Source organism: Streptomyces sp. GS7, assembly GCF_009834125.1.
GTDB lineage: Bacteria > Actinomycetota > Actinomycetes > Streptomycetales > Streptomycetaceae > Streptomyces.
In genome coordinates this window covers 6,724,183-6,746,717 of the sequence record NZ_CP047146.1, presented here as the reverse complement: position 1 = coordinate 6,746,717, position 22,535 = coordinate 6,724,183, and the positions used below count along the sequence as shown (strand labels likewise).

Here is a 22,535-nt window from a genome sequence, read left to right as displayed (position 1 = left end):
ACGGAGGGGTCAGGACCCCTGATCGTGCAGCGTCAGCCTGCCCGACAAATGGCGCTGGACATGCGGCCGAGGTCGACGTGCCGCCGACTCACCAAGGCAATTCCAGCTCTGGACATGACGGAAGCGTGGCACGCCGTTCTCCGGCCAGTCCACCGTTATCCAAGATATGGACACAGGTGTCCCGGATCGCGAGACGGTGTGGCCTCGGTCACTTTTCGGCGGGCGTCAGCGGTCCGGCATCCGGCCACGGGCCCGGCATCGCGACCTCGGGCTCCTCGGTCACCTCCGTCGCGTACACCCGGAAGCCGCGCCGCTCGTAATTGGCCCGCGCGTGCGGCCCGTCGTCGCTGCAGGTGTGCAGCCACACCCGCTTCGTCTCCGGCCGCTGCGGCCACCGTCCGGCCAGGTCCCAGGCGCGCGCCGTCCCGTGGGCGAGCAGATGCCCGCCGATCCGCCGGCCCCGGAACGCCGGCAGCAGCCCGAAGTAGGCGATCTCCACCGCCCCCTCCGGCTGCGGGTCCAGCTCGATGAAACCGGCGGGCGTACCGCGCTCGTACGCCACCCAGGTCTCCACGCCCGGCCGCGCGAGCTGCTCGGCCCACCGGGCGTACGGCCACGCCAGCCGGTCGGTCCACAGGATGTCGCCGCCGACCGCCGTATAGAGGAAGCGGCTGAACTCCGGCGACGGTACCTCGGAGCGGACGATGAGCACACCCTGGTCGGCGGGCGGCTCCGCGGCGGGCACGAGGTCGGCCGGCGAGGTCTGTTCGAGGTGCCAGGTGGTGACGTGGTGGCTCATGGGGCCAGCACATCACACCGCCGGCGGCGGGTCGCGCCCCGCGGCGGGGCCGGCCCGCGGCCCCGCCGCGCCGGGCCGTCCGGACCCGTACCGGGCCCTCGCCACATCACGGAACACCGCGTCCATGTGGTGGGACGCGGGCGCCGCCTGCCGCGAAGCCGCCGCCCCGGCGGGCCGCCAGCACCGCGGGCGCCGTGGAGTGCGGCAGCAGCTCCAGCGGCCGGGGCGGCAGCCGCAGCTCCACCTCCACCCCGTCCGCGAAGCGGTAGGGCCGGTGGGCCAGCACCCCCGCCAGATGACGGCGCAGCCGGGACAGCTCGGCGCGCACCGTCACCGTACGGCCCCCGTCGCCGAACAGGTCCCGGGCCAGCTCGGCGGCGCTGCGTCCGCGCGGGTGCGCGGCGAGCAGGAACAGCAGCTCGGCATGGCGCGGGGACAGCGCGTGCGACCAGCTGCCGGCCGGTCCTGCGACGGTGACCGCCGGGCCGTCGCGCCCGCCGACGTCCAGCACCACCCGGTGCGGCCGCGGCGTCGGCTCCGGCCGGCCGAGCCGGATCAGCCAGCCGCCGGGCAGCGGCTCCAGGGTGCACATCCCGTACCGCGGCAGCCACAGCGGCCCGGCCACCGGCGTCTTCGGCAGCGCCACCCGGTCCGGCGGCGTCATCCCCGTCACCGCCGCCGTCCAGCCGTTGGGATCGACGGCCAGCGCCCGTCCGCCGATCCGCGCCAGCACCGGTGCCGCGCTCGACCGCAGCCGCTCCAGCGACGCGTGGTGGCGGGTGCGCAGCTCGCCCTCCGCGAGCCGGGCGACCGCGGAGACCAGCGAGAGCGTCGTGGGATGGAAGGAGTGGGCCGGACCGCTGATGTCGACGGTGCCCAGCAGCCGCCCGTCGCGAGGGTCGTGCAGCGGCGCCGCGGCGCAGGTCCAGCTGTGGTGGCTGCGCAGGAAGTGCTCGGCGGAGTGCACCAGCACCGGGCTGCGGGCCACCAGCGCGGTGCCGATGGCGTTCGTGCCGACGACCCCCTCCGTCCAGTCGGCGCCCTTGTCGAAGCCCAGCCGGTCGGCCATCCGCCGGATCGGCGCACTGCCCTCCCGCCACAGCAGCCGGCCCTCGGCGTCGGTGACCACCATGATCTGCTGCGCGGCGTCCGCGGTCGGCAGCAGCCCGCCGCTGAGCACCGGCAGTATCGACGCCAGCTGCGAGTGCTGCCGCCGGTGCTCCAACTCCGCCACGGACAGCGGCTGCTGGGCGCGTACCCGGTCCGGGTCCACGCCCGAGCCGAGCACCCGGCGCCAGGACTCGCCGATGACCGGACGGGGCGCGTCGCGCGCCGCGTCCGACGGCAGCTCGCCGGTGAGCGCCGCCTCGTGGACCGTGGCGAGCCGCCGGGCCGTCTCCCGGATGTCCTGGGCCGACCGGACGGCGCTCTCGACCGGTCTGTCGTGCGACCGGTCGGTCGTCCGCGCACCGGTGCTGTCGATCGGTCTGTCGCTCACGCCGCTCCCCGCTGTGCCTGTCACCCGGTGTGCCCATCGTGCCGTCACCGGCCTTCCGGAGAAGGGGCATTGGGAAGATCCGCTGCAACGGGGTGCAACCGTTGTGGCCTATGACGCCCAGCGGGGAATCTGGTGACCGCGGCCGATGGCGAACCTCTCCCACGCCCTCAGGGCGGGGGCGACCCGCCGCCGGAGGATTCGCCGGTCACCCGTCGGAGAACCCGCCGGCTGCCCGCCGAGGAAGCCATCGGCCGCACCGCGTCGCCGGCACGGTGTGGGAGGGGACTCGCCATGGTGGCTGCCGCCCCGCGTGTCGTGGTGATCGGCGCCAGCGCGGGAGGCCGTATCGCGCGGGCCGCCCGGCTCGCCGAGCACTACCGGGTCCCGCGGCTGACCGCGGTCGACGTGCTGATCAGGCGTCAGCCGCTGCCCGCCGGCGGCTATGTGATCGACGGCGCGCCGCAACTCCTCGACCGGGTCGCGCGCTTCGGCGGTCCGCTGCCCGCACCGGCCACCGCCGACCTCGTCGTCCACCTGCGGGAGACGGGGCAGGACGGCACCGGCGACGCGCTGCGCGTGATCCGCTACTACGAGGCCCGCGGTGTGCTGGTCGGCTTCCGGCCGGACGTGCCGGACGCCGAGATCATCGTGGCCATCGACGCGGCGCTGCGCGGGCGCACCGAGCCGGACCCGTCGCGGTGGCCCTGAGACCGGGAACGGCGCCGAGTCGGCGCGGCACCGCTCCCTGACACCGGCGCGGCGGCGGTGAACCCCCGTCCCCGTCCCGCCGGGGCCGACTGCTGACGGCTCCGGCGACCGGCGGGGAACCGCCGCCGCGCCGACCAGCCGGCGGGCGCGGCCGGTGGCCCCGGAAAGCCAGGGCCGCAGCCCGCGCCGCGCACCGCCGGCCGGGCGCTCCCCCGCCACTACCCCGCCACCGCCGGCCGTGCCCGCTCCACCACCGCCGCCAGGCCGAGCGTGTGCGGCAGCGTGCCGAACGCCGCGCCCGCGTCGCCGCCCAGCCGGCCGGCGCAGAACGCGTCCGCGACCTCCGGCGGCGCGTACCGCACCAGCAGCGAACCCTGGAGCACCAGCGCCAGCCGCTCCGCCAGCCGCCGGGCGCGCGCCTCGATGCCCTCCAGGTCGGCGAGTTCGGTCAGCAGCTCCCTGATCGCCCGGTCGAGCCGGTGGTCCGCGCCGCGGGCCGTGCCGATCTCCGTCAAGTACGCGTCGAGCGCCTCCGGTTCGCGCCGCAGTGCCCGCAGCACGTCGAGCGCCTGGACGTTGCCCGAGCCCTCCCACAAGGAGTTCAGCGGCGCCTCGCGCAGCAGCCGGGGCAGCCCCGACTCCTCGACGTAGCCGTTGCCGCCCAGGCACTCCAGCGCCTCCGCGACCACCGGCGTGCACCGCTTGGCCACCCAGTACTTGGCCGCCGGCACCGCCAGCCGCAGCAGGGCCCGGTCCCGCTCGGTGCCCCCGTCGTAGGCCGCCGCCAGCCGCAGCGCGAGCGTCGTCGCCGCCTCCGACTCCAGCGCCAGATCGGCCAGCACGTTGCGCATCAGCGGCTTGTCGACCAGCCGCCCGCCGAACGCCTCCCGGTACGCGGCGTGGTGCACCGCCTGTGCCACCGCCTGCCGCATCACCGCCGCCGCCCCGCTGACGCAGTCCAGCCGGGTCGCCGCGACCATCCCGATGATCGTCGCCACCCCGCGCCCCTCCTCGCCGACCCGGCGCGCCCAGGTGCGCCCGTCGAACTCCACCTCGGCCGAGGCGTTCGAGCGGTTGCCGAGCTTGTCCTTGAGCCGCTGGAGCAGGAACGGGTTGCGGCCGCCGTCCGGCAGCACCCGCGGCAGCAGAAAGCACGTCAGCCCACCCGGCGCCTGCGCCAGCACCAGGAACACGTCCGACATCGGCGCGGAGCAGAACCACTTGTGCCCCGTCAGGACGTACTCCCCGGCCGCCGCCAGCGGCTCGGCGCGCGTGGTGGTGGCGCGGACGTCACTGCCGCCCTGCTTCTCCGTCATCGCCATCCCGGCCAGCGCGCCCGCCTTCGCGGCGGCCGGGCGCAGCTCCGGGTCGTACACCCGCGAGGTCAGCAGCGGCTCCCAGACCGCCGCCAACTCCGGCTCGGCGCGCAGCGCCGGCACCGCCGCATGGGTCATCGACAGCGGGCAGCCGTGGCCGGCCTCGGCCTGCGACCACACGACGAAGCCGGCGGTCCGCCGGACGTGCCCGTCCGGGCGCGACCAGGCGCCGGTGAGGCCGGCGCCGACGGCATGGCCGAGCAGCCGGTGCCAGGCGGGGTGGAACTCCACCTCGTCGATGCGGTGCCCGTAGCGGTCGTGGGTGCGCAGCACCGGCGGGTGCGCGTTGGCCTGCGCGCCCCAGCGCTGCACCTGCGCGGAGCCGGCCGCCCGCCCCAGCCGGCCCAGTTCCTCCCGCACCTCGCCGAGGCGCTCCGCGGCGACGTACCGGGCGATGCCCGCGGTGAGCGCCGGGTCGGACCCGAAGACGTCGTACCCGGTCAGCGGCGGGGGCTGGTTCGTCACGATATGAGTGGTTGCTGCCATGGCAGATACGGTAAGGACGTGCAGCCGGCGAACGAACCACCCGAGCGGCCCGCGGGCCGTCTCACCCGGGCCAGGGCCCTCTACCGCAACGTCTCCAAGCGACGGCTGGCCTGGCTGCTCCTCAAGGACATCGTCGCCGGCTGCATGGAGTACCGGGTCACCGGGCTCGCCGCCGAGGCCGCGTTCTGGTGCCTGCTCTCGCTGCCGCCGCTGATCCTCGGACTCGTCGGCGTCCTCGGCTACACGGAGCCCTGGATCGGCCACGCCACCATCGACGGCGTCCGGGCGCACATCCTGCGCGCCTCCGGCACCGTCCTCTCCAGCCGGGGCGTCGACGAGGTCGCCCGCCCGCTGCTGAACGACGTGTTCACCGGCCGCCGCCCCGACGTCATCTCGGTCGGCTTCGCCATCGCGCTGTGGTCCGGCTCCCGCGCGGTCAACGTCTTCGTCGACACCATCACGATCATGTACGGCCTCGACGGCCGCCGCGGCATCGTCCGCACCCGGCTGCTGTCCTTCGTCCTCTACCTGGCCGCGCTGGCGGCCGGGACGGTCGCGCTGCCCCTGATGGTCGCCGGCCCGGACGCCGTCGCCGGCTGGCTCCCGGACGGCGAGGACATCATCCGCGCCCTGTACTGGCCGGTCGTGCTGATCCTCTCGATCGCCTTCCTCACCACCCTCTACCACGTCTCCGTACCGGTCCGTTCGCCCTGGCGGGAGGACATCCCCGGCGCCGTCGTCGCGCTCGCGATGTGGCTGCTGGGCAGCTTCCTGCTGCGCCTCTACCTGACCGCGGCGGTCGAAGGGCCCACCATCTACGGCTCGTTGGCGGCCCCGGTCGCGGTCCTCCTGTGGATCGGGGTGTCCGCCTTCGCGGTCCTGGTCGGGGCCGCGATGAACGCCGCCCTGGACCGGGTGTGGCCGTCGGCCGGCACGGCGGCGGCCCGTGCGCAGAACGCCCGGGCGCGGAAGGGGGCGGGCCCGGAGGGCGGACCGGCCGGCGCCTGACGCGGCCTCACATCGCCGGGATCCGCGCATAGCGCCCCGCGACGCGGAGGTCGGCCTCGATGGCCGCGGCGCAGGCGCGCAGGGCGGGGAGGACGGCCTCGCGGGTCCCGTCCGGGGTGCCGCGGCCGGCGTGGGTGGAGACGTTGACGGCGGCGACGGCGCGGCCGGTGCGGTCCCGGACCGGCACCGCGAGGGAGCGCAGGCCGTCCTCCAACTCCTCGTCGACCAGGGCGTGGCCGTCGGCGCGGACCCCGTCGAGGACGGCCAGCAGGCGGGCCCGGTCGGTGACCGTGTGCCGGGTGAGCGGCGCCAGGTGCGTGCGGGCGAGCCGGGCGGCCCGCTCGGCCGGCGGCAGGTCGGCGAGCAGCACCCGGCCCATGGAGGTGGCGTAGGCGGGGAAGCGGGTCCCCACCGTGATGTTGACGCTCATGATGCGGACGGTGGGGACCCGGGCCACGTACTGGACGGTGTCCGGGACGGCGTCGCCGGGGACCAGGACCGCCATCGACGCGGAGTCGTGGACGCGCTCCACCAGGGCGGCCAGGTGGGGCTGGGCGACGGCCGGCAGGGTGAGCGCGGAGAGCGGGGCGAAGCCCAGGTCCAGCACCTTCGGGGTGGGGCGGAAGAGCCTGCCGTCGCCGGCGAGGTAGCCGAGGTGTGCGAGCGTGATCAGGGCGCGGCGGGCGGTCGCCCGGGGCAGCCCGGTCGCCTCGGCGACGGCGGTCAGGGGGAGTTCGGCGCGGCCGGCGCCGAACGCGGTGAGGGTGGCCAGGCCGCGGGCGAGGGACTCGACGAATTCCGGGCCCAGTTCCTGCTTGGAGGCGCGCATCCAGGGGGCGGGCGGCGGCGGTGCGGGGGCCGTGGGCGTACGGGGGGCGGCCAGCGCGCGCTCCATGGCGGTGACGGTGGCGCGCAGGCGGGGCAGGACGGCGGCCGGCAGCTCGGCGGCGGTGCGGCGGCTGGTGTGGCTGACCACGCTCAGCGCGCAGACCGGCCTCCCGGAGGCGTCGCGGACGGGCACGGCCACCGCGACCAGGCCGGGTTCGATGAGCTGGTCGTCCAGGGACCAGCCGGCGGCGCGGGCGGCGGCCACCCGCGCCTCGAACGCGGCGGCGGTGGAGCTGCCGGGCCGCCGGGGCGGCACGGCGGGGAAGCCCACGTCCGTCGGGTCGGCGGCCCGGCGCGCCCGCCAGCGCCGCCAGTCGCCGGCGTCCCAGGCGTCCGCGAACAGCGCGCCGGGCGCGACGCGTTCGGCGGGCAGCAGGTCGCCGATGCGGAAGGCCAGGGACATGGCGCGGTGGCGGGTCGCCTGGTGGACGAAGCGCACCCCGTCGCCGTCCGGTACGGCCAGCGAGACCGATTCGTCGAGCGCCTCGGCGAGCCGGTCGGCCAACGGCCCCAGCCGGTCGGGGAGTTCGGTGGCGGCGAGGTAGGCGTTGCCCAGCTCCAGCAGCCGGGGCGCCAGGACGGCGTCGCGGCCCTCGACGCGCACGTATCCGATCCGGGCGAGGGTGCTCAGCACGCGGTCCACGGTGGAGCGGGCCAGACCGGTGACCCGCACCAGGTCGCCGGCCGCCGCCCGGCCGCCGCCGGCCGTCAGCTCGCGCAGCACGGCCAGGCTGCGCACCAGCGGACCCACCGCCTCCGGCGGCGGCGCTGAGGGGGCGGTGGCGGCGGGGTGGGACATGGACTCGCTCTCCACGGTGCGGCGATCTCGTCGGAACCGTACCGGGCGGGCCGGCGGGCACCGTTGACACGGCCGGGGGCGGGGGCCAGACTCGGGACGGCTGCTGGATGAACTTTAGTTCACTGGGCGAACTTCCGGGCAGGGCCCGGCAGGACGGACGACCCGAGGGCGAGGACATGGCAGACATCCGTTCCCTGCGCGACGCCGTCGCGGAACTGATCCACGACGGCGACACGGTGGCGCTGGAGGGGTTCACCCACCTCATCCCGTTCGCCGCGGCGCACGAGATCATCCGCCAGGGCATCACCGGCCTCACGCTCGCCCGGATGACCCCGGACGTCGTCTACGACCAGCTGATCGGCGCCGGCGCGGCCCGCAGACTGGTCTTCTCCTGGGGCGGCAACCCCGGCGTCGGCTCGCTGCACCGCTTCCGGGACGCCGTCGAGAACGGCTGGCCCGCCCCGCTGGAGCTCGACGAGCACAGCCACGCCGGGATGGCCAACCGCTATGCGGCGGGCGCCGCGCGGCTCCCGTTCGCGGTGCTGCGCGGCTACCGGGGCAGCGACATCCCGGGCCGCACGTCCACCGTCGCCACCGTCACCTGCCCGTTCACCGGCGAGCAGCTGGCCGCCGTCGCCGCCCTCAACCCGGACGTCACGGTCATCCACGCCCAGCGGGCCGACCCGGCGGGCAACGTCCAGCTGTGGGGGCTGACCGGCGTGCAGAAGGAAGCGGTGCTGGCCGCCCGGCGCGTCCTGGTGACCGTCGAGGAAATCGCCGACACCCTGGAGCCGCGTCCCGGCGGGGTCGTGCTGCCCACCTGGGTCATCGACGCGGTAGCGGTCGTCCCCGGGGGCGCCCACCCCTCGTACGCGGCCGGGTACTCGGTCCGCGACAACGCCTTCTACCGCGACTGGGACGCCGTCGCGCGGGACCGGGAGGCGTTCGGCCGGTGGCTGGAGGAGTGCGTGCGGGGAGTCGGCCGGGACGCCGGCGGCGGAGCGGTCGTGGGAGCCGGGGCGTCCGGGCGCGGGCGGGCGGCGCGGGGGACACCGCGGGTCGCCGCCGCCCCCGGTCCGGCCGCGGCCCCCGGTCCCGCCTGGACGCCCGACGAGCTGATGGAGGTCAACGCCGCGCGGGCGCTCGCCGGAGCCGGCACCTGCTTCGTGGGGATCGGGCTGCCCAGTACGGCCGCCAACCTCGCCCGCCGGACGGTCAATCCGGATCTGGTGCTGGTCTACGAGTCCGGCACCATCGGGTCCCGGCCGGAGCGGCTGCCGCTGTCCATCGGGGACGGCGAACTGGCCGACACCGCCGACGCGGTGGTGTCCGTGCCGGAGATGTTCAACTACTGGCTCCAGGGCGGCCGGATCGACGTCGGCTTCCTCGGCGCCGCGCAGGTCGACCGGTTCGGCAACGTCAACACCACCGTCGTCGACCGCGGCCCGGACCGGCCCGAGGGCCGGCTCCCGGGAGCCGGCGGCGCCCCCGAGATCGCCGCCAACTGCGGGCAGGCGCTGCTGGTCCTGCGGCACCGCCGCCGGAACCTCGTCGGCGCGCTGGACTTCGTCACCACCCTCGGGCACGGCACCGGCCCCGGGGACCGCGCGGCGCTCGGCCTGCCCGGCGCCGGGCCGACCGCGGTGATCACCGACCTCGGCGTGCTGCGCCCCGACCCGGACACCGCGGAACTCGTCCTCACCGCGCTGCACCCGGGGGTGACGGTGGACCAGGTCCGGGCGGCAACCGGCTGGCCCCTCAAGGAAGCCCCCGACCTCGGCGTGACCGACCCGCCCACCGCCGCCGAACTCGCCGCCCTGCGCGCCCTGAAGGCGGCCTCCGGGCCGGGCGGGCCCCCGGCCGCCGCCACCGCCCCGCGCTCCGGGAAGGACGCCCGATGACCCGGAGGTAGCCGCCGCCCGTATCCCCGTCCGCACCCCGCATGGAGAGGCACCCCCACATGGAGAGGCACCCCCGCACGGAGAAGGCACCCCAGCCCCAGCCCGCCCCGCCCGGCGCCGCCCCCGTCTCCCCGACCGCCCCACCACCCGCCACCCAGGCCGACATCAGCCGCGAGATCGCCGCCCTGCGGACCGCCCCCGACGCCGCCGACGCGGACCGCGCGGCCACCGGCCCGGCCCCCGGGCACCCCGCCCGGGACTATCCGCCCTACCGCAGCAGCACACCCCGCCACCCCCGGCAGCCGCTGGTCGCGATCGACGCCCTGGCCGACCCGGAAGCCGTGGAGCTGAGCGGCCCCGCCTTCGGTGTCACGGACGTCACCGCACTTGACGCCGACCTCACCCGGCAGCACACCGGGGAGCCGCTGGGCGAACGCATCACCGTCACCGGCCGCGTCCTGGACCGCACCGGCCGCCCCGTACGCGGCCAGCTCGTCGAGATCTGGCAGGCCAACGCCTCCGGCCGGTACTCCCATCAGCGCGACCAGCACGCGGCCCCGCTCGACCCGAACTTCACCGGCGTCGGCCGCTGCCTGACCGACGACGACGGGCGGTACACCTTCACCACCGTGAAGCCCGCCGCCTATCCGTGGCGCAACCACGACAACGCCTGGCGCCCCGCGCACATCCACTTCTCGTTCTTCGGCACGGCCTTCACCCAGCGGCTGGTCACCCAGATGTACTTCCCGGGCGACCCGCTCCTCCCGTACGACCCGATCCTGGCCTCGGTCGCCGACGCCGCCGCCCGCGCCCGCCTGGTGGCCGTCTACGACCACGGACTCTCCCGCCCCGAACACTCCCTGGGCTACCGCTGGGACGTCGTCCTGGACGGCCCGTCCGCCACCTGGACCGAGGAAGGCCGCTGATGCCCACCCGCCCCGAAGAGCCGCCGGCCGCGCCGCTCGCCCCCACCCCCTCCCAGACCATCGGCCCCTTCTACGGCCACGCCCTCCCCTTCCCCGACGGTGAGCGGATCGCGCCCACCGGCCACCCCGACACGGTCACCCTGCACGGCCTGGTGCGCGACGGGGACGGCGCGCCGGTGCCGGACGCGCTGCTGGAGTTCTGGCAGGCCGGACCCGACGGCAGCCTGACCGGCGCCCCCGGCTCGCTGCGCCGGGACCCGGCCACCGGCGCGGCCGCCGGCCGCAACGGCGTGGACTTCACCGGCTTCGGCCGCGTCCCCACCGACGCCGACGGGCGCTACGCGCTGCGCACCCTGCCCGCCACCGCCCCCGCCGGGCTCCCGGACGCCGCGCCCTACCTGGCCGTCTGCGTCTTCGCCCGCGGGCTGCTGCACCACCTGTTCACCCGCGTCTACTTCCCCGAGCACACCGCGGCCCACGCCGCCGACCCCCTGCTGTCCGGGCTGCCCCCGGAGCGGGCGCGCACCCTCCTCGCCCGCCCCGACGGCACAGTCCCGTACCGCTACCGGTTCGACATCCAGCTCCAGCAGCCGGCGGACGGCACGTACGAGGAGACGGTGTTCCTTGCCTTCCGATGAGGCGCCCGGGGCGGCGGGCGGGCCGTGCCCGGGAGCCGGCAGTGCTGACGGTGCGCCACCTGCCGGTGGTGCGGCCGATCACGGCCTGCTCGCCCCCTCCTGGGCCGGCTCCGCCGTCGCGGAGGCCACCGGCGACGCCGCCTACCTGCGCGCCCTGCTCGACGCCGAGGCCGCGCTGACCCGCGCCCAGGCGGCCCTCGGGCTCGCCCCGGCGGCCGCGGCGGCGACCGTCACCGCGGTCGCCGCCGAGCACCACCGCCACGACCCGCGGGCGCTCGCCGGGCGCGCCCGCGCCGCCGGAAACCCGGTGGTGCCGCTCGTCGCGGACCTGACCGCCGCCGTCGCCGCCCGCGACCCGGAAGCCGCCGGCCACGTCCACCGCGGCGCCACCAGCCAGGACATCCTGGACACCGCCACGATGCTGGTCTGCGCCCGCGCCCTGGACACCGTGCTGGCCGACCTCGACCGCACCGCCGACACGCTGCACCGCACCGCCGCCGCCCACCGCGACACGCCGATGGCCGGCCGCACCCTCACCCAGCACGCGGTGCCGACCACCTTCGGCCTCAAGGCGGCGGGCTGGCGCAGCCTGGTCCTCGACGCCCGGGACCGGCTCGCCGCGGCACGGACCGCGCTTCCCACCCAACTGGGCGGCGCCGCAGGGACGTTGGCGGCCTTCCACGCCTACGCCCCGGCGGACGGCGCGCCGCGCGCCGACGACCTCGGCGTCCGGCTCCTCGCCCGCTACGCCGCCGAGACCGGGCTCGCCGCACCCGCCCTGCCCTGGCACACCCTGCGCACCCCCGTCGCCGACCTCGCCGGCGCGCTCGCCTGCACCGCGGGCGCGCTCGGCAAGCTGGCGGCCGACGTCCTGGTCCTCTCCCGTACGGAGACCGGCGAGCTGGCCGAGGGCAGCGGCGGCGGCTCCTCCGCGATGCCGCACAAGGCCAACCCGGTGCGCGCCACGCTGATCGCGGGCGCCGCCCGGCAGGTGCCGGCGCTCGCCGCGGTGCTGTACGGGTCGCTGGCCGCCGAGGACGAGCGGCCGGCCGGCGCCTGGCACGCCGAGTGGCAGCCACTGCGCGAGGCGCTGCGTCTGGTGGGCGGCGCGGCCCGGGACGCGGCCGACCTGACCGCGGGACTGCGGGTCCGTCCGTCCCGGATGCGGGAGAACCTCGACGCGACCGGCGGGCTGGTCGTCTCCGAACGCCTCGTCGCCGCCCTCGCCGCGCTGACCGGCCGCGCCGCGGCCCGCCGCACCCTGGACGCGGCGGCCCGCCGCGCGGCGGACGAGGGCGTCCCGCTGGACGACGCGCTGCGCGCGGCCCTGGACGCGGACCCGGCGACCCCGGCCGGTGCCGCCGCCCTCACCGGGCCCCGGCTGCGCGAACTCCTGGATCCCACCGGCTACTTGGGATCCGCGGGCGCTCTCGTCGACCGCGCCCTCCGGCGCGCCCCCCCAGCCCTTCCCCCATGCGCCGCAGGAGCCCGTATGACGTCCGTACCGCCCGGCGGCCACCGCACCGTGCCGCACCACACCGCCGACGGACCCGAAGGTGCCCCGCCCCTCCTCCTCGGCCCCTCCCTGGGCACCACCCTCGCCCTCTGGGACTCCCAACTCCCCGCCCTGGCCCGCCGGTTCCGCGTGCTGCGCTGGGACCTCCCCGGCCACGGCGGCACCCCCGCCGGCGTCCTCGCCGCCGGCACGACCACCGTCCCCGAACTGGCCCGCCTCGTCCTCGACCTCGCCGACGCCCGCGGCCTCGACCGCTTCGCCTACGCGGGCGTCTCGCTCGGCGGCGCGGTGGGCGCCTGGCTCGCCGTCCACCACCCCGAGCGGATCGCCTCGCTCGCGCTGATCTGCTCCTCCGCGCGGTTCGGCGAGCCGGCCGGCTGGCACGAACGGGCCGCGCTGGTACGGGCGAAGGGCCTCGGCCCGGTCGCCGAGACCGCCGCGGGACGCTGGTTCACCCCCGCCTTCGCCGCCTCGCCCGAGGCCACCGCCCTGCTCGACGCGCTGCGCCGCAGCGTGTCACCCGACGGATACGCCGCCTGCTGCGACGCCCTCGCCCGCCACGACCTCCGCGCCGACCTGCCCCGGATCACCGCCCCCACGCTCGTCGTCGCCGGCCGCGCCGACCCGGCCACCCCGCCCGCCCACGCCCGCGAACTCACCGACGGCATCCCCGCCGCCACCCTCGTCGAACTCCCCGGCGCCGCCCACCTCGCCCTCGCCGAGCGCCCGGCCGCGGTCCGCGCGGCGCTCCTCGGCCACCTCGACCGCGCCCACCCCGCCCCCGGAACGGACCACTGATGCCCCGCACCCACCAGCCCGCCCCGCCGCCGTCCCGCACCGCGGTCGGCATCATCGGCGGCGGCCCGGCCGGGCTGCTGCTCGCCCGGCTGCTGCACCGGGCCGGGATCGGCTGCGTCGTCCTGGAGAGCCGCGACCGCGGATACGTCGAGGCGCGGCAGCGCGCCGGCATCCTCGAACAGGGCACCGTCGACGTCCTGCGCGGCTGCGGCGCGGGGGAGCGGCTGGACCGCGAGGGGATGGTCCACGACGGCATCGAGCTGCGCTACGACCGGCGGTCGCACCGGCTCGACTTCCCGGCGCTGACCGGCGGACGGCGGGTGACCGTCTACGCCCAGACGGAGATCGTCAAGGACCTGATAGAGCTTCAACTCGCCGACGGCGCACCGCTGCTGTTCGGCGCGCGGGCGCTCGCCGTCACCGGCGCCGACACCGCACGGCCGGCGATCCGCTACCGCCACGACGACCGCGAGCACACCCTCGGCTGCGACTACGTCGTCGGCTGCGACGGCTTCCACGGCGTGGCCCGGCAGGCGATCCCGGACACCGAGCGCCGTACCTACGAGCGCGGCTACCCGTACTCCTGGCTGGGCGTGCTCGCCGACGCCCCGCCGTCCTCCGACGAGCTGATCTACGCCCACTCGCCCCGCGGCTTCGCGCTGTTCAGCATGCGCACCCCGACCGTCAGCCGGCTCTACCTCCAGGTCCCCAACGGCACCGACCCCGCCGACTGGCCCGACGCCCGCATCTGGGACGAACTGGAGGCCCGCGCCGCCGTAGACGACACCTCCTGGAAGCCGGCCCGCGGCCCGCTCACCGCCAAGGCCGTCCTGCCGATGCGCAGCTCGGTCACCGAACCGATGCGCTGGGGCCGGGTCCTGCTCGCGGGCGACGCGGCGCACATCGTGCCGCCCACCGGAGCCAAGGGCCTCAACCTCGCCGTCGCCGACGTCACCGTCCTGGCGCGCGCCCTCACCCGGTTCTACGGCACCGGCGCGACGGACCTCCTGGACGCCTACTCCGACACCTGCCTGCGCCGCGTCTGGCGCGCCGAGCACTTCTCGTACTTCATGACGACGACCCTGCACACCGGCCCCGGCCAGAGCCCGTTCGACACCCGGCTCCAGCTCGCCCAGCTCGACCGCATCGCCGGCTCCCGGCACGCCGCCGCGGAACTCGCCGAGAACTACACGGGACTGCCGCTGCCCTGACCGGGAGCGGCCGGTGCGGGGCGGTGGCCGCGACCCGTCGCGCAGGCTCTACGGCGCCTCCAGGTGGCCCCTGCGGTACCGCACCAGGAGCATCGCCGCGTCGTCGTGGAGCGGCCCCTCCGCATGGTCGACGACATCCTCGCGGACCGCCCGCAGCGCCGCCTCCGGGTCGGGGTCCTTCAGCAGTGCGGCGCGCTCGACGAGGGGGTAGAACCAGCCGGCGCCGTCCCGGGCCTCGCTGACCCCGTCGGTGTAGAAGAGCAGCTGGTCGCCGGGGGCGAACGGGACCCGGTACGGCAGCGGCGCGTCCGGGCCATGGTCCATCAGGCCGAGCGGCAGCGCGCGTTCCGGCGGGGCCGCGTAGCCGACCTCGCCGTCGGGGCGGACCACCAGGGGCGAGGGGTGGCCGAAGTTCAGCAGGGTGGCGTCCGGGCCGTCGCCGATCTCCGCGAGGACCGCGGTGACGAAGCGCTCACCGGACAGATGGCGGTTCAGCGCGCGCTCGACCCGGGCGCCGACCGCCGGCAGGTCCGGCTCGTCGTGCGCCGCCTCCCGGAACGCGCCGAGCACCACCGCCGCGGACTCCACCGCCTCCAGGCCCTTGCCCTGGACGTCCCCGACGATGATCCGCACACCGGCCGGCGAGGTCACCACCTCGTACAGATCGCCGCCGATCCGGGCCTCGGCCACCGCCGAGGTGTACGAGACCGCGATCCGCAGCGGGCCCGCGCCGCGCGGTACCGGCCGCAGCAGCACCCGCTGGGCGACCTCGGCGATCGACCGCACGCTGGCCAGCTCCGCCTCCCGGCGCTGCCGCATGACCGCGGCGGCCACCCCGGCCGCGGTCACCCCGGCCACCGACAGCAGCGCGGTCAGCCCGCGCCGGCTCTCGAACAGCCCGCTGTGGACCCCCAGCCCGACGCACAGCACGGCCGCGGTCAGCCCGACCAGCGCGGTCCGCCGCCAGCCGCCGACCAGCCCCGCGAACGCGGGCCCCAGCGACACCAGCGGCAGGAAGCCGACGCCCGGCCCGGCGATGAGGTCCACGGCGCTGACCGCTGCCATGACCATGTACGGGAGCGCGGACAGCGCACGGGAGCCGGTGCGCTGCTCCCCCTTCTCCACGGCCAAGGTCCACTCCGGCGTTCTGACGGCTCACACGCCGGTGGGGACGGCACGCGAGAGGCGATCGGTCGTGGGGTAGCCGGCAGCCGGTCCGTTCGACTGTCCGAAACCAACCCCCGGGCCCCCGACCTGAGCATATGCAACATTTGCCGGACCGGATCACGGGGCCTGTACCGCCGTTACCGAATCGCAGCGGCCGGGCGCCGGCCCCGGCCGGCCGGCGGATCTTACGGACCGGTGACACGGCCGCCGCGGAGCGGGCCCGACGGCCTCGCCGCGCCTAGCGTGACCGGCATGCGTGTACTGGTCACCGGCGGCGCCGGATTCATCGGATCGCAGATCGTCGAAACGCTGGTGGCCGGCGGCCACGAGCCCGTCGTGTTCGACGCGCTGCTGCCCACCGCCCACGCCGGGCCGCCCCGGAAACCGCCCGCGACCCGGGCCGCGGTGCCCCGCATCGAAGCCGACGTCCGCGACCGCGCCGCCGTCGACGCCGCGTTGCGCGGAGTGCACGCGGTCTGCCACCAGGCCGCGATGGTCGGCCTCGGCAAGGACTTCGCGGACGCCCCCGACTACGTCGGCTGCAACGACCTCGGCACCGCCGTCCTCCTCGCCGCGATGGCCGCCGCCGGCGTACCCGGACTGGTGCTCGCCGGCTCCATGGTGGTCTACGGGGAGGGCCGCTACGACTGCCTCGCCCACGGGACGGTGCGCCCCGGACCGCGCACCGAGGCCGCACTGGCCGCCGGCCGGTTCGAGCCGTGCTGCCCGCGCTGCGGCGCGGAACTGCGGCCCGGCCTCGTCGGCGAGGACGCGCCCACCGACCCGCGCAACGTCTACGCCGCGACCAAACTCGCCCAGGAGCACCTCGCCGCCTCGTGGGCCCGCGCCACCGGCGGCCGGGCGGTCGCCCTGCGCTACCACAACGTCTACGGGCCCGGCATGCCGCGCGACACCCCCTACGCCGGCGTCGCCTCGTTCTTCCGCTCGGCACTGGCCCGCGGCGAGGCCCCCACCGTCTACGAAGACGGCGGCCAGCGGCGCGACTTCGTCCACGTCCGGGACGTCGCCGCCGCCAACGCGGTGGCGCTGGCCGCCCTGCCGGACCGGCCGCCGGGCACCCTCACCGCGTACAACACCGGCAGCGGGGAGCCGCACACCGTCGGCGAGATGGCCCGCACCCTGGCCGCCGCCCACGGCGGCCCGCCGCCGGTGGTCACCGGGGAGTACCGGCTCGGCGACGTCCGGCACATCACCGCCTCCTCCGGGCGGATCGCCGCCGACCTCGGCTGGCGCGCCGCGACCGGATTCGCCGACGGCATGGCCGAGTTCGCCCGTGAGGAGATGCGATGACCGCGCACCCCGCGCCCGCCCCCGTCGACGTGGTACTGCCCTGTCTCGACGAGGCCGCCGCGCTGCCCTGGGTCCTGGCCCGCATCCCCGACGGCTGGCGGGCCATCGTCGTCGACAACGGCTCCACCGACGGCTCGGCCGCGCTCGCCCGCCGCCTCGGCGCCACCGTCGTACGCGAACCGCGCCGCGGCTTCGGCGCCGCCTGCCACGCCGGACTGCTGGCCGCCGACGCCGACATCGTCTGCTTCTGCGACTGCGACGGCTCCCTCGACCCCCGGCTGCTCGTCCCGTTCGTGCGCGCCGTACGCGACGGCGACAGCGACCTGGTGCTGGGCCGGCGGCGCCCCGAGGGCCGCGGCGCCTGGCCCGCGCACGCCCGGCTCGGCAACCTCGCGCTGGCCCGCATGCTGCACCGCCGCACCGGACTGCGGCTGCACGACCTCGGCCCGCTGCGCGCCGCCCGGCGCACCCCCCTGCTCGACCTCGGCCTCACCGACCGCCGCAGCGGCTACCCCCTCCAGATGGTCGTCCGGGCCGCCGACGCCGGCTGGCGCGTCACCGAACGCGACGTCCCCTACCGGCCGCGCACCGGCCGCTCCAAGGTCACCGGGACCTGGCGCGGCACCTGGCACGCGGTCCGCGACATGCGCACCGTGCTGCGGCAGCCGCCGGCCGCCCCCGAGGCAGGGAGCCCCCGATGACCCCCGCCCCCGCGCCCGCCCCGGCTCCGACGACGATCCTCGTCATCGCCAAGGAACCCCGCCCCGGCCGCGTCAAGACCCGCCTCACCCCGCCCTACACCCCCGCCCAGGCCGCCGAACTGGCCGAAGCGGCGCTCCGCGACACCCTCCGGGCCGTCCGCGCCATGCCCGCCCGCCGCCGCGTCCTCGTCCTCGACGGGCGCCCCGGCGGCTGGCTGCCGGCCGGTTTCGACGTGCGCCCGCAGTGCGCCGGCGGCCTCGACGAACGGCTGGCCGCGGCCTTCGCCGCCACCACCGGACCGGCCCTGCTCCTCGGCATGGACACCCCCCAGGTCACCCCCGCGCTGCTCGCCCCCGCCCTCGCCCCCGACGCCTGGCGGCACTGCGACGCCTGGTTCGGCGCCGCCGCGGACGGCGGGTTCTGGGCGCTCGGCCTGGCCGCCCCCGACCCCCGGCTGCTGCGCGGCGTCCCGATGTCCACCGCCACCACCGGCGCCGTCCAGCGCGCCCGGCTCACCGCCGCCGGACTCCGGGTCCGCGACCTGCCCGTGCTGCGCGACGTCGACACCGCGGCCGACGCGGCGGCGGTCGCCGCCGCCGCGCCCGGCGGCCGGTTCGCCGCCACCCTCGCCCGGCTGACCACGGCAGTCGGCCGATGAGCACCCCCACCGCCGCCCGCGACACCGGCCCCGACTGGGGCGCCGGCCCCTACGCCGACGCGCTGCGCACCGGCCGCGGCCCGCTCTACCTCCGCCGCGCCGACGGCTGGCTGCTGCCACTGGAGGTGGAACGCTGGTGCGCCGGCGCGGACACCGCCGACCTCTCCGCGCTGCGCCGCTGCGAAGGCCCCGTCCTGGACATCGGCTGCGGCCCCGGACGCCTGGTCGCCGCGCTCGCCGACCGCGGGCACCGGGCCCTCGGCATCGACGTCAGCGCCGCGGCCGTCGCCCGCACCACCGCGGCCGGCGGCACCGCACTGCGCCGCTCCGTCTTCGACTCCCTGCCCGACGAGGGGAGTTGGGGCACCGCGCTGCTCCTCGACGGCAACATCGGCATCGGCGGCGATGTGCGGGCCCTGCTCACCCGCACCGCCGAACTGCTCGCCCCGCACGGACTGCTGATCGTCGAGACCAGCCCCGCGGACATCGACGAACGCGTCCGGGTCCAGGTCGCCGGCGGCCACACCGCAGACCCCGCGCACACCGACGAGCCCTTCCCCTGGGCCCGGGTCGGCACCCGCGCCCTGCTGCGGCACGCGGCGCCGGAGCTGTGGGCCCCCGCCGGGCAGTGGACCGTGCCCGGCGGGACTCAACTCCCCGGCGTCGAACGCTGCTTCGTCGCCCTGCGCCGCAGCCGCGCGGCCGTCTCCCGCAGCCGCGGCTGAGCCGTCCGCAGCGTACGGACCAGCAGCCACAGCGCGGCCAGCGCGAACAGCCCCGCGCTGATCAGCAGCCAGCGAGCCAGGAACACCTCGGCCGGCAGCCCCGTCGTCTGTGTGTAGTGCACCGCGGCGGGGCTGCCGGGCGCGGTGGAGATCAGCGGCCACCACACCAGGAGCAGCAGCCCGGACAGTGCCGCCGGGACCCGGACGAACCCGGTCCACGCACGGTCCCGCGCACCGCCCGCGGTCAGCCGCGCCACCGCCCGGTCAGCCACCGAGTACAGCGGCACCAGCACGAGATCGTGCAGCAGCGCCGCCCCCGCGAACCACACCACCACCAGCGGCCACCGCGCATCGGACAGCAGCCGCAGCCCCGCATAGCCGGTCAGCGCGAACGAGGCGAGCAGCAACAGCAGTTGCAGCACCCCCTCGCCGTACCAGCGGCCCGCCCGGCGCCGCCACACCCCCGCAACCGCCCGCACCCGATCCACCGCACCATCGATCCGCCGCACCGTCAGACCTCCCCGAACGTCAGCCGCGACACCCACTTGGTGTTCAGCACCCCCGGCGCCGCCGGCACGATGATCCGCGCCGGATACCCGTGGTCCGGCGACAGATCCGCCCCGCCCACCCGCAGCGCCAGCAGCGACCGCGGATCGCGCACCTGGTTGTCCCGCAGCGCCGCCCGCCGGAACGCGCCCGACAGCTGAAGCGACTCCACCAGCACCCCCGGCGGCGCCCCGTCCCCTCCCACCAGCGCGGCCAGATCCCGCAGCCGCACCCCGCTCCACCGCAGGTCCTCCGTCGACCAGCCCTCCACACAGGCGATCGGCAGCGCCGCCTCGTACTGCGGCATCCGCAGCAGCTCGGCCCGGCTCAGCCGCACTTGCCGCCCGCCGCCCTCGACCGTCAGCCGCCAGCCGTCGCCGATGTCCCGGGCCCGGATGCCCACCCCCGCCGCCGACTTGTTGATCTGGAAGCCGCTCGGGCCGCTCCCCGGATCGGCGCCACCGTGCGGCGCCAGCAGCGCGGTACGCCGCCACCGGCCGCCCAGGCTCTGCCCGGCCGTCGTCAGGAACAGCAGCAGCGACCCGGCGCCCACCAGCCCCAGCGCACCGCGCCGCGACACCGTCGGCGGCGCCGGGCGGAGCGCCACCAGCCCGGTGTCGTCGTCCGCCGCCGAAGGATCCGTACGCTCCCGCAGCGCCCGCACGGTCCGCGGCATCCGCAGCGCCACATGGACCGCGAACGCCCCGATGAACACCCACGCCCCGTAGAAGTGCAGCGGATAGAACGACCCCGGAAACACATAGTCCAGCTGGACGTTGAGGAGCCCGGTCACGAACTCGAACAGCGCCCCGCCCACCAGGAGCAGCAGCGAGACCCGCTCCAGCGCATGGCCCACCGACCGGGCCGGCGGCATCGTGAACAGCTTCGGGATCACCGACCACAGCTTCGCCAGCAGCACCGGCACCAGCACCACGCCGAGGGTGACGTGCACACCCTGGGTGAGCCGGTACAGCCAGTGCGGACCGGTCGGCCAGCTGAAGAGATAGAAGCCCAGCAGCCCCTTGTCCGGTGTCTTGTCGTTGACACCGCCGGCCAGATCCGGGTTGTACGCCGCGTACGACAGCAGCCCGGTCACGAACATCAGCGTGATGCCGGCCAGCAGCACCACACCGAGCAGCGCCGTCAGCCGGGGGCCGCGCAGCGGACTGCGCCAGAACGACGGGGATGTCGGGAGCGGCGGGGGAGTGGAGCGAGAGAAGCGAGAGAAGCGAGAGAAGGGGCGGAAGCGGCCGGCACCCATGGGCGTCCTCCAGGTGAGTCGGTCCGACGGTAAGCCGGTCCGCGCCCCCCGAAGCCGCCGCGACGTATGACGAAACCCTGACGTCCGGCGAAATCTGACGGATCGGTGACACCGCTCCCGCCGAACGGTCCTACCGCCCGCCCACGGCCTAGCGTGCCGGTGTGACCTCCGACGCCACCCCCGCCCCGGCCCCCGGTCCGCCGCCCGCGAGCACCCCCGACCCGGCCCCCGGCGAACGCGCCGGCCGCCGCGCCGACCTGCTCGCCACCGCGGCCGGTGCCCTCCTCGTCGGCGCCGCCATCGCCCTCGGCTCCGCCATCCAGCACGCCACCGGCGACCTGCGCGTCGACTGGCCCCCGCTGTACGCCGACTGGTCCCCGCACCTCGGCCCCGGCACCCCGGCCGCCCTCGCCGTCGCCGCCGCCGTGATCGCCTACGGACCGCCCCTGGCGGCCCGGCTCCGCTGGCGGCTGCTGCTGCCCGCCGCCTGGGCCGCCTCGATGGCCTGGACCTGGTCACTGGCCCTGATCGACGGCTGGCAGGCCGGCGTCGCGGGCCGCCTCACCACCGAGTACGAGTACCTGACGGTGATTCACCGCTTCGACGACCTCGGCCCGGCACTGCGCGGCTTCACCAGCCACATCCTCCTCCACCACGGACCGGACTCCTGGCCCGCGCACATCGCCGGCCACCCGCCCGCCGCCATCCTCACCTTCGTCGGCCTGGACCGCATCGGCCTGGGCGGTGGCGGCTGGGCCGGCGCCTGGTGCATCACCGTCGGCACCTCCACCGCGGCCGCGGTCCTGGTCGCGCTGCGCGCCCTGACCGACGAGGCCACCGCCCGCCGCGCCGCCCCGTTCCTCGTCCTGGCGCCCGCCGCCATCTGGGTCGGCGTCTCCGCGGACGGCTACTTCGCCGCCGTCACCGCCTGGTCCCTCGCCCTGCTCGCGCTCGCCGCCACCCGCCGCACCCGCGCCCCCCGTACGGCAGCCCTGGGCGCCGGCCTCCTCTTCGGCCTCACCTGCTACCTCTCCTACGGCCTCACCCTCTTCGCACTGCCCCTGGCCGCGGTCCTGCTGCTCACCACCCCCCGCCCCACCGCCCGCCCGCTGCCCTACGCCCTGGCCGGGGCGGCCGTCGTCGCGGCCGGCTTCACCCTCGCCGGATTCAACTGGTGGGAGGGCTACCGGCTGGTGGTCGAGCGCTACTACCAAGGCGCCGCGGCGGTCCGCCCGTACGCCTACTGGGTCTGGGGCAACCTCGCCTGCACCGTGCTGATGACCGGCCTGGCGACGGTGGCCGCGCTGCGCCGCACCCTCGCCGCCACACCCGCCGCGGTCCACCGCCTCCGGGCACCCGGCCGCGCCGCCGGCCCCGCCGACCGGCTCGTCCTGCTCGTCGCGGCGGTCCTGCTGGCCCTGCTCGTCGCCGACCTCTCCGGTATGAGCAAGGCCGAGACCGAACGCATCTGGCTGCCCTTCGCCCCCTGGCTGCTGGCGGCCGGCGCACTGCTCCCGGCACCCCGGCAGCGCCCCTGGCTGGCCGCCCAGGCCGTCCTCGCCCTCCTGATCAACCACCTTCTCTTCACCGGATGGTGAGAGGGCATCGGCGGC

Annotated in this window: 20 protein-coding genes and 2 pseudogenes; 14 read left to right on the top strand and 8 right to left on the bottom strand. The window is 76.7% G+C overall.

The window, feature by feature from the left end:
• Positions 1-32 precede the first annotated feature (32 nt).
• The 3 genes from GR130_RS42080 to GR130_RS29305 form a co-directional block, all read right to left on the bottom strand.
• Positions 33-116, bottom strand: a complete 84-nt coding sequence (locus GR130_RS42080; protein WP_350257049.1) for a putative leader peptide — start codon at positions 114-116, stop codon at positions 33-35.
• Positions 117-208: 92 nt separating this feature from the next.
• Entirely contained in the window at positions 209-799 is a 591-nt protein-coding gene (locus GR130_RS29310) for a GNAT family N-acetyltransferase (protein ID WP_159507498.1), read from the bottom strand.
• Positions 800-905: 106 nt separating this feature from the next.
• Positions 906-2,297, bottom strand: a complete 1,392-nt coding sequence (locus GR130_RS29305) for a helix-turn-helix domain-containing protein (protein ID WP_159507497.1) — start codon at positions 2,295-2,297, stop codon at positions 906-908.
• A 291-nt stretch (positions 2,298-2,588) separates the two neighbouring features.
• Between GR130_RS29305 and GR130_RS29300 the strand changes: the two genes are divergently transcribed.
• Positions 2,589-3,005 carry a hypothetical protein gene (locus tag GR130_RS29300; protein ID WP_159507496.1) on the top strand — a complete coding sequence of 139 codons (417 nt, stop codon included), beginning with the start codon at positions 2,589-2,591 and terminating at the stop codon, positions 3,003-3,005.
• 218 nt (positions 3,006-3,223) lie between these two features.
• On the opposite strand, the gene GR130_RS29295 is transcribed toward GR130_RS29300, so the two are convergent.
• Positions 3,224-4,867 (bottom strand): acyl-CoA dehydrogenase family protein, encoded by a 1,644-nt coding sequence (locus tag GR130_RS29295; RefSeq protein ID WP_159507495.1) that lies wholly within the window; start codon positions 4,865-4,867, stop codon positions 3,224-3,226.
• 18 nt (positions 4,868-4,885) lie between these two features.
• On the opposite strand from GR130_RS29295, the gene GR130_RS29290 reads away from it, so the two are divergent.
• Positions 4,886-5,875, top strand: coding sequence for a YihY/virulence factor BrkB family protein (locus GR130_RS29290; RefSeq protein WP_159507494.1), 990 nt, complete (start codon positions 4,886-4,888; stop codon positions 5,873-5,875).
• Between the two features lie 7 nt (positions 5,876-5,882).
• On the opposite strand, the gene GR130_RS29285 is transcribed toward GR130_RS29290, so the two are convergent.
• Positions 5,883-7,562 carry an IclR family transcriptional regulator domain-containing protein gene (locus tag GR130_RS29285; RefSeq protein WP_159507493.1) on the bottom strand — a complete coding sequence of 560 codons (1,680 nt, stop codon included), beginning with the start codon at positions 7,560-7,562 and terminating at the stop codon, positions 5,883-5,885.
• A 176-nt stretch (positions 7,563-7,738) separates the two neighbouring features.
• On the opposite strand from GR130_RS29285, the pseudogene GR130_RS29280 reads away from it, so the two are divergent.
• The 7 genes and pseudogenes from GR130_RS29280 to GR130_RS29255 all read left to right on the top strand — a co-directional run.
• Positions 7,739-8,539, top strand: a pseudogene (locus GR130_RS29280) (CoA transferase subunit A); the annotation flags it as partial.
• Between the two features lie 141 nt (positions 8,540-8,680).
• Complete coding sequence (locus tag GR130_RS29275) at positions 8,681-9,463, top strand: CoA-transferase subunit beta (protein WP_159510295.1); 783 nt, start codon at positions 8,681-8,683, stop codon at positions 9,461-9,463.
• Between the two features lie 59 nt (positions 9,464-9,522).
• Positions 9,523-10,389 carry a protocatechuate 3,4-dioxygenase subunit beta gene (pcaH, locus tag GR130_RS29270; protein ID WP_201305034.1) on the top strand — a complete coding sequence of 289 codons (867 nt, stop codon included), beginning with the start codon at positions 9,523-9,525 and terminating at the stop codon, positions 10,387-10,389.
• Entirely contained in the window at positions 10,389-11,027 is a 639-nt protein-coding gene (gene pcaG / locus GR130_RS29265; RefSeq protein ID WP_159507492.1) for a protocatechuate 3,4-dioxygenase subunit alpha, read from the top strand. Before pcaH ends, pcaG begins: the two co-directional genes overlap by 1 nt.
• Positions 11,028-11,112: 85 nt before the next feature.
• Positions 11,113-12,480, top strand: a pseudogene (pcaB, locus tag GR130_RS41020) (3-carboxy-cis,cis-muconate cycloisomerase); the annotation flags it as partial.
• A 39-nt stretch (positions 12,481-12,519) separates the two neighbouring features.
• Positions 12,520-13,341: a 3-oxoadipate enol-lactonase gene (gene pcaD, locus GR130_RS41015; protein WP_236574034.1), complete on the top strand. Its 822-nt coding sequence runs from the start codon at positions 12,520-12,522 to the stop codon at positions 13,339-13,341.
• Complete coding sequence (locus GR130_RS29255) at positions 13,341-14,552, top strand: 4-hydroxybenzoate 3-monooxygenase (protein WP_159507490.1); 1,212 nt, start codon at positions 13,341-13,343, stop codon at positions 14,550-14,552. Before pcaD ends, GR130_RS29255 begins: the two co-directional genes overlap by 1 nt.
• Before the next feature lie 48 nt (positions 14,553-14,600).
• On the opposite strand, the gene GR130_RS29250 is transcribed toward GR130_RS29255, so the two are convergent.
• The gene (locus tag GR130_RS29250; RefSeq protein ID WP_159510293.1) at positions 14,601-15,623 is read right to left on the bottom strand and encodes a PP2C family protein-serine/threonine phosphatase; all 1,023 of its coding nucleotides are present in this window, start codon (positions 15,621-15,623) and stop codon (positions 14,601-14,603) included.
• Between the two features lie 348 nt (positions 15,624-15,971).
• On the opposite strand from GR130_RS29250, the gene GR130_RS29245 reads away from it, so the two are divergent.
• Genes GR130_RS29245 through GR130_RS29230 form a run of 4 tightly spaced genes read left to right on the top strand, consistent with a single transcriptional unit; the run spans position 15,972 to position 19,115 of the window.
• Positions 15,972-17,030 (top strand): NAD-dependent epimerase/dehydratase family protein, encoded by a 1,059-nt coding sequence (locus GR130_RS29245; RefSeq protein WP_159507489.1) that lies wholly within the window; start codon positions 15,972-15,974, stop codon positions 17,028-17,030.
• Positions 17,027-17,731 carry a glycosyltransferase family 2 protein gene (locus tag GR130_RS29240; protein WP_159507488.1) on the top strand — a complete coding sequence of 235 codons (705 nt, stop codon included), beginning with the start codon at positions 17,027-17,029 and terminating at the stop codon, positions 17,729-17,731. The genes GR130_RS29245 and GR130_RS29240 overlap by 4 nt, the downstream gene beginning before the upstream one ends.
• A complete protein-coding gene (locus GR130_RS29235; RefSeq protein ID WP_159507487.1) occupies positions 17,728-18,390 on the top strand; it encodes a TIGR04282 family arsenosugar biosynthesis glycosyltransferase in 663 nt (220 codons plus the stop codon). The genes GR130_RS29240 and GR130_RS29235 overlap by 4 nt, the downstream gene beginning before the upstream one ends.
• Positions 18,387-19,115, top strand: coding sequence for a class I SAM-dependent methyltransferase (locus tag GR130_RS29230; protein WP_201305033.1), 729 nt, complete (start codon positions 18,387-18,389; stop codon positions 19,113-19,115). The genes GR130_RS29235 and GR130_RS29230 overlap by 4 nt, the downstream gene beginning before the upstream one ends.
• Here GR130_RS29230 and GR130_RS40015 read toward each other — a convergent pair.
• Positions 19,040-19,615 (bottom strand): hypothetical protein, encoded by a 576-nt coding sequence (locus GR130_RS40015; protein WP_443043781.1) that lies wholly within the window; start codon positions 19,613-19,615, stop codon positions 19,040-19,042. The two genes, GR130_RS29230 and GR130_RS40015, sit on opposite strands and share 76 nt — an antisense overlap.
• Before the next feature lie 11 nt (positions 19,616-19,626).
• Positions 19,627-20,922, bottom strand: coding sequence for a molybdopterin-dependent oxidoreductase (locus GR130_RS29225; protein WP_159507486.1), 1,296 nt, complete (start codon positions 20,920-20,922; stop codon positions 19,627-19,629).
• Between the two features lie 161 nt (positions 20,923-21,083).
• Between GR130_RS29225 and GR130_RS29220 the strand changes: the two genes are divergently transcribed.
• A complete protein-coding gene (locus tag GR130_RS29220; protein ID WP_159507485.1) occupies positions 21,084-22,520 on the top strand; it encodes a hypothetical protein in 1,437 nt (478 codons plus the stop codon).
• The last annotated feature ends 15 nt before the right edge of the window (positions 22,521-22,535 follow it).